The organism is Tahibacter sp., assembly GCF_032229445.1.
GTDB lineage: Bacteria > Pseudomonadota > Gammaproteobacteria > Xanthomonadales > Rhodanobacteraceae > Tahibacter.
Genome location: NZ_JAVTWC010000103.1, coordinates 129,559 through 134,372, shown reverse-complemented (window position 1 = coordinate 134,372; position 4,814 = coordinate 129,559). Strand labels below are relative to the sequence as shown.

Here is a 4,814-nt window from a genome sequence, read left to right as displayed (position 1 = left end):
TGGCTCCGACACTACCGTCTTCGAGCCAGCATCGGCCTCACGCGATTGCCGCAGGTCGGCCTCGTTCTCCCCCCCGAGAGACACGCTTAGGTTTCGCCGAGCGCTTTTCGCAAGCTCAGCGGACGCATGTCCGTCCAAGTCTTCTCGATGAAATCCAGGCACGCCTGGCGCGACTGCGCTTCACCAACTGCGCTCCAGCCGGATGGCAGCTCACGGTCTGCCGGCCAGATGGAGTACTGCTCCTCATGATTGATGACAGCGAAGTACAGAAGATCCGTATTGGTATCCATTATTCCACTCCAGAATGATTGCTGACTTGCAACCGCAAACGCTCAGCTATCCTTGAGATAGCGCACCGGGCTCGCCGTCGCCACGCGCGCCGTGAACACCAGCAGCAATGCAAATACACAGACGAGGCTCAACGCCGCGCCGCCAGCGAACCAGGACCAGGACACTGGCACGCGCAAGTCGAAATTCTGCAACCAACGCACGATCATCCAATACGCCAGCGGCAGGCTCAGCAGCACAGCCACGAGGATGTGACGCATTTGCTGCATCGAAACCAACTGCGCGATTTGCAGCGGTGATGCGCCGACGACGCGTCGCACAGCGAGTTCCCGTGCACGCCGACGCATGACAAACGCCGCAAGGCCCAGCACACCCAGAACCGAGATCAGCAGCGCCGCCGCCGTAAACAACAGCACCAGACGGAACTGCTGTTCCTCGCCGCGCAGCTGCCCGGTCAGGCGCGTCATCATCGGCGTGACGTCGCTGACGAAGCCGGGAACCAGCCGTATCCACAGCTGGCGCACGCTTTCCTGCAATTGCGGATTACCCGGATCGGTCGAGGACACCAGGAAATAGCGCGGCTCATGCCGATTGATGTTCCAGTCGACGCGCGCGCGATACAGCATCGGTTGCACGGCTTCCTTGGGGTTGCCGTAGCGGATGTCTTCCACGACGCCGACGATGCGCAGTGCGAGTGCCGCCTGCGCCTTGTCCGCGTAGCGGACTATCTGGTTCAGCGCGGCGTCGGCCGATGCAAAGCCCAGCTCGCCCGCGGCCGCCCGGTTGACGACCACATTGACTTCGCGCTCTTCGTTCGCCGGGGCAGTGCCGGCGGCGTCCGCAGTACGATAGCTGTCGGAACCGAAGTTCGGATCGAACAGCCGGCCGGCGACAGGATCGACGCCGAGCGCGCCGAAGAAACCGAAGTCGACGTCGTTGATTACCACCGAGCGGGACTCTGTCGCCGCGGCCCCCTGGCGCAGCAGCTTTTGCGGCGATGGTGTCGCTGTCGTCGGCAACGCGTTGGCGATCGAAACGCGCGTCGCCGTCGGCATGGTGGCCAACTGCGCGCTGATCTCGCCGAACGCATCGTGGCTGCCCTCGCCATTGATGACCAGTTTGTCATCGATGCTGAAACCGCGCGGCAGATCACGCACATACGCGATCTGGGAATAGATCGCCAGGGAACCGATGATCAGCGCCGTGGAAACCAACACCTGCACCATCACCATGATCTGGCGAACACTCCCGCCCGACAAAAGGCGGCCGTCCGACGCGGCGCTCTCGCGCAGCAGCGCAACAGGCTCTGCGCGCGACAACAGCAGCGCGGGAATGCTGCCGGCGACGGCAGTGGCAATCACAGCTGCGAGCAAGACCTGGCCGACCACGGCCGGCAAGAAGATCGACGTAATCGGCACAGGACGCGCAACGAAGGCCGCGAACGAAGGAACCAGCAGTGCCGCAATACCGAAGCTGACGAGCAGTGCCACGGCAGCGAATGCCAGCGCCTCACCGATCAGCTGGCCGTTGACCGCCGCAGGACTGGCGCCGAGGATGCGGCGCATGCCGATCTCCTTGGCACGCCGGGTCGCCTCGGCCACGCTCAGGTTGGCGAAGTTGACGCCGGAAATCAGCAGCAACACGAACGCGATCGCAACGAACACCAGCAATTGAATACGGTCGCCCTTCTTCGCGTGGTCGAGATAGGTGCGGTACTTGTTCGAATCGAGGTAGGCATCTGTCACGTGCTGCAGCAACAGCGGCAGACGGTCCGCATACTCTTCGCCCTGATGGCGCACCAGCGTGCTGCGCAGCGCTGCATCTGCCGCTTCGAAACGATCCGGCCTGTCGAACAGCAAATACGTCGGGTAGCACTGGCAATTGTCCCAACCGGTGATCCGCTGGCGATCGACGTTGCCGTTTTCCTTGGCCATCTGGAAGAACGATTCCAGCGGCAGCAGCACATCAGGCGACAGATGAGAGTCGGCGCGCCAGTCCGGCATTACCGCCGTCACGGTCACTTCCTGCTTGCCGCCCAGCAGAAGGCGACTGCCAACCACATCGGTGCGGCCGAAGTACTTGGACGCCGCACGGCGCGAGATCACCGCGGAAAAGGGCTTCTCCAGTGGATTGCTGCCGCCGGAGTCCAGCGTCACGTCGAACAGTTGCAGGAACGAAGGATCGACAAACAGCGCCACTTCGTTGAAACGCGTCTGTCCCTGCTGGAGCATGATGCGCAACGGCTGCATGCGTGCCGTTGCCACGACACCGGGGATATCGCTACGTGCCGCATCCGCAAACGGGTACGGCGGACTGACCGAACGCGTGCCGGTTTTCACGTCGCGAATCTGGATGACGCGTGCGATGCGATCGCCCTGGCTCAACCAGGTGTCGTAGTGCGATTCGTAGTTTACGAACGCGAGGATCAGGATGCATCCGACGAAACCGATCACGAAGCCGATGAGCTTGAGTATCGCCGTCCAAGGCTGCTGCAGCGACGCGCGAAGCGCCATCAGGACCGGTGTGAATAGCGCGGACATGCAAGCTCCTCAGGAAGTGGTGCTTAGTTGTCCATCACGCAGACGAACGATGCGCCCTGCCCTGCTGGCGTCGTCGTCCGAGTGCGTGACCATGACGATCGTCGAGCCTTGCGCATTGAGCGTGCCGAGGATCTCGAGCACTTCTTCACGGTTGCGCGAATCGAGGTTGCCGGTGGGTTCGTCCGCCAGCAGCAGCTTCGGACGGTTGACGATGGCACGTGCAATGGCCGCGCGCTGTTGCTGACCGCCGGAGAGCTGCGAAGGCATGTGATCGCCACGGGCACCCAGACCGAGCTTTTCCAGCGCTTCGTCCGCCATGCGTGATGCTTCCTTGCCGCGGATGCCGTGGTAGTAGACGCCCAGTTCCACGTTGGCGCGCACGGTCAGCTCGTCGATCAGATTGAAACTCTGAAAAATAAAACCAATATACTTTTTTCGAAGGCTGGTGCGGTGTTCTTCGCTGCCGCCCACCGTTTCGGTGCCCTCCAGCTTGTAGCTTCCGCTGTCGGCACGATCAAGCAACCCCAGAACGTTGAGCAGGGTCGATTTGCCGCAGCCGGATGGCCCCATGACGGCGACAAACTCGCCCTGCGCGATGTCAAAGGAAATGCCTTCGAGCGCAGTCGTTTCGAGCCGCTCAGTACGGTAGCGCTTGTGCAGCGACGTGACGCGAATGATGGGATCGGACATGTACGGATTCGCTGTAGGTGAATGAGGTCAATTGAGCACGCGGATTTCCGCGGCGTCACCGAAAGTTTCGTACGACGAGGTGATGACGTACTCACCGGCCTTCAGCCCGGAGATCACCTCGATCGCCGAATCGCTTTGCCGGCCTAGCTTCAGATCGCGACGCCGCGCGGTTCCGCGGCCTTCGTCATAGACATACACGTAGCGCCCTCCGGTCTGCGCGACGTAGGGCCCAGACGCGACCTGCAACGCCATCGAACCATTGGAGAGCTGCAATTGCAGCGACAGACTCTGGCCCATACGAAGGTCTTCCGGTTTCTCATCGGCGAAGTCGAGATCGACACGGAACTGACCGTTGGACACCTGCGGGTAGATGCGCTTGACTGCAAGCGGGAACATCTTGCCGCCGTAAGATACCGTCGCCTTCTGACCCACCTGCAGCCGAGGAATGTAGAACTCGTCGACATTGGCCTGGATCTTCAGTTGCGACTCGTCATCGATCTGGCCGATCACATCGCCCTCGCGCAGAGTCGAACCTACTTCGGCCTTGAGCGAGGTCAGACGGCCGTCGATCGGCGAGCGCACGGCCAGCCGATCAAGCACCTGCTGGGCGAGGTCGATATTCTTGTGCAACATGGAGACGGTCGACTGGAGTTCCTTTTCCTGGCGCGACCGCAGCGCTGAGTTCTCGGCGAGCGAATGTTCGATGAGTTTCTTGACCTGTACCTGTTCCTCAACATTGCGCCGCGCGTCCTCGAGCAGTTCATTCGAAACAGCACCGGTCTCGTGCAGCGCTTCGAGCCGCTTCAACTGGCGGCGGTACTTGTCCATCTGCGTTTCTGCCGAGACCAGGTCACGCCCGAGCTCCAGGCGCCGCTGTTCCGACGAGATCTGATTGCCCAGCAGAAGATTGGTCTGCTCGGCCAGATCGGCCTGGCCACGCACAACCGCCAATTGCAGCGACGTATTGCTGATTTCGAGCAGCAGATCACCATTCTTGACCGCAGCACCTTCCTTGACGTGGATCTTTTCCACGCGCCCACCTTCGCTGGCGCCCAGGATGACCGAGATTTCCGGCATCACGCTGCCGCGCAGGTTCACCGCATCCTCGAAATTCGCTTCGCGCACCTGTGCGACGCTGATGGAGTCCTTTCGCACAGCGGGCAGACTGCGGCTGAGGATTTCCCGTACCGCCAGAATGGCAATCAGCACGCCGGCTGCAACAAGCGCGAGCCGGCGCCAGCGGCGCATCGGGTTGACTTCAATCGCTCTATCCATGGCGGTAGCCGTCACTGGCGG

4 protein-coding genes are annotated in these 4,814 nt (G+C 61.7%); all 4 read right to left on the bottom strand.

Features of this window, described 5'->3' with window-relative positions; translation table 11 throughout:
* Positions 1-86: 86 nt before the first annotated feature.
* The 4 genes from RUU78_RS18310 to RUU78_RS18295 are packed head-to-tail and all read right to left on the bottom strand — an operon-like array spanning position 87 to position 4,793.
* On the bottom strand, positions 87-290 hold the full coding sequence (locus RUU78_RS18310; RefSeq protein ID WP_313918928.1) for an MbtH family NRPS accessory protein: 204 nt from the start codon (positions 288-290) through the stop codon (positions 87-89).
* Positions 291-332: 42 nt separating this feature from the next.
* Positions 333-2,828: an FtsX-like permease family protein gene (locus tag RUU78_RS18305; protein WP_313918926.1), complete on the bottom strand. Its 2,496-nt coding sequence runs from the start codon at positions 2,826-2,828 to the stop codon at positions 333-335.
* Between the two features lie 9 nt (positions 2,829-2,837).
* Entirely contained in the window at positions 2,838-3,518 is a 681-nt protein-coding gene (locus RUU78_RS18300; RefSeq protein ID WP_313918924.1) for an ABC transporter ATP-binding protein, read from the bottom strand.
* 27 nt (positions 3,519-3,545) lie between these two features.
* Entirely contained in the window at positions 3,546-4,793 is a 1,248-nt protein-coding gene (locus RUU78_RS18295; RefSeq protein WP_313918923.1) for an efflux RND transporter periplasmic adaptor subunit, read from the bottom strand.
* Positions 4,794-4,814: the final 21 nt, after the last annotated feature.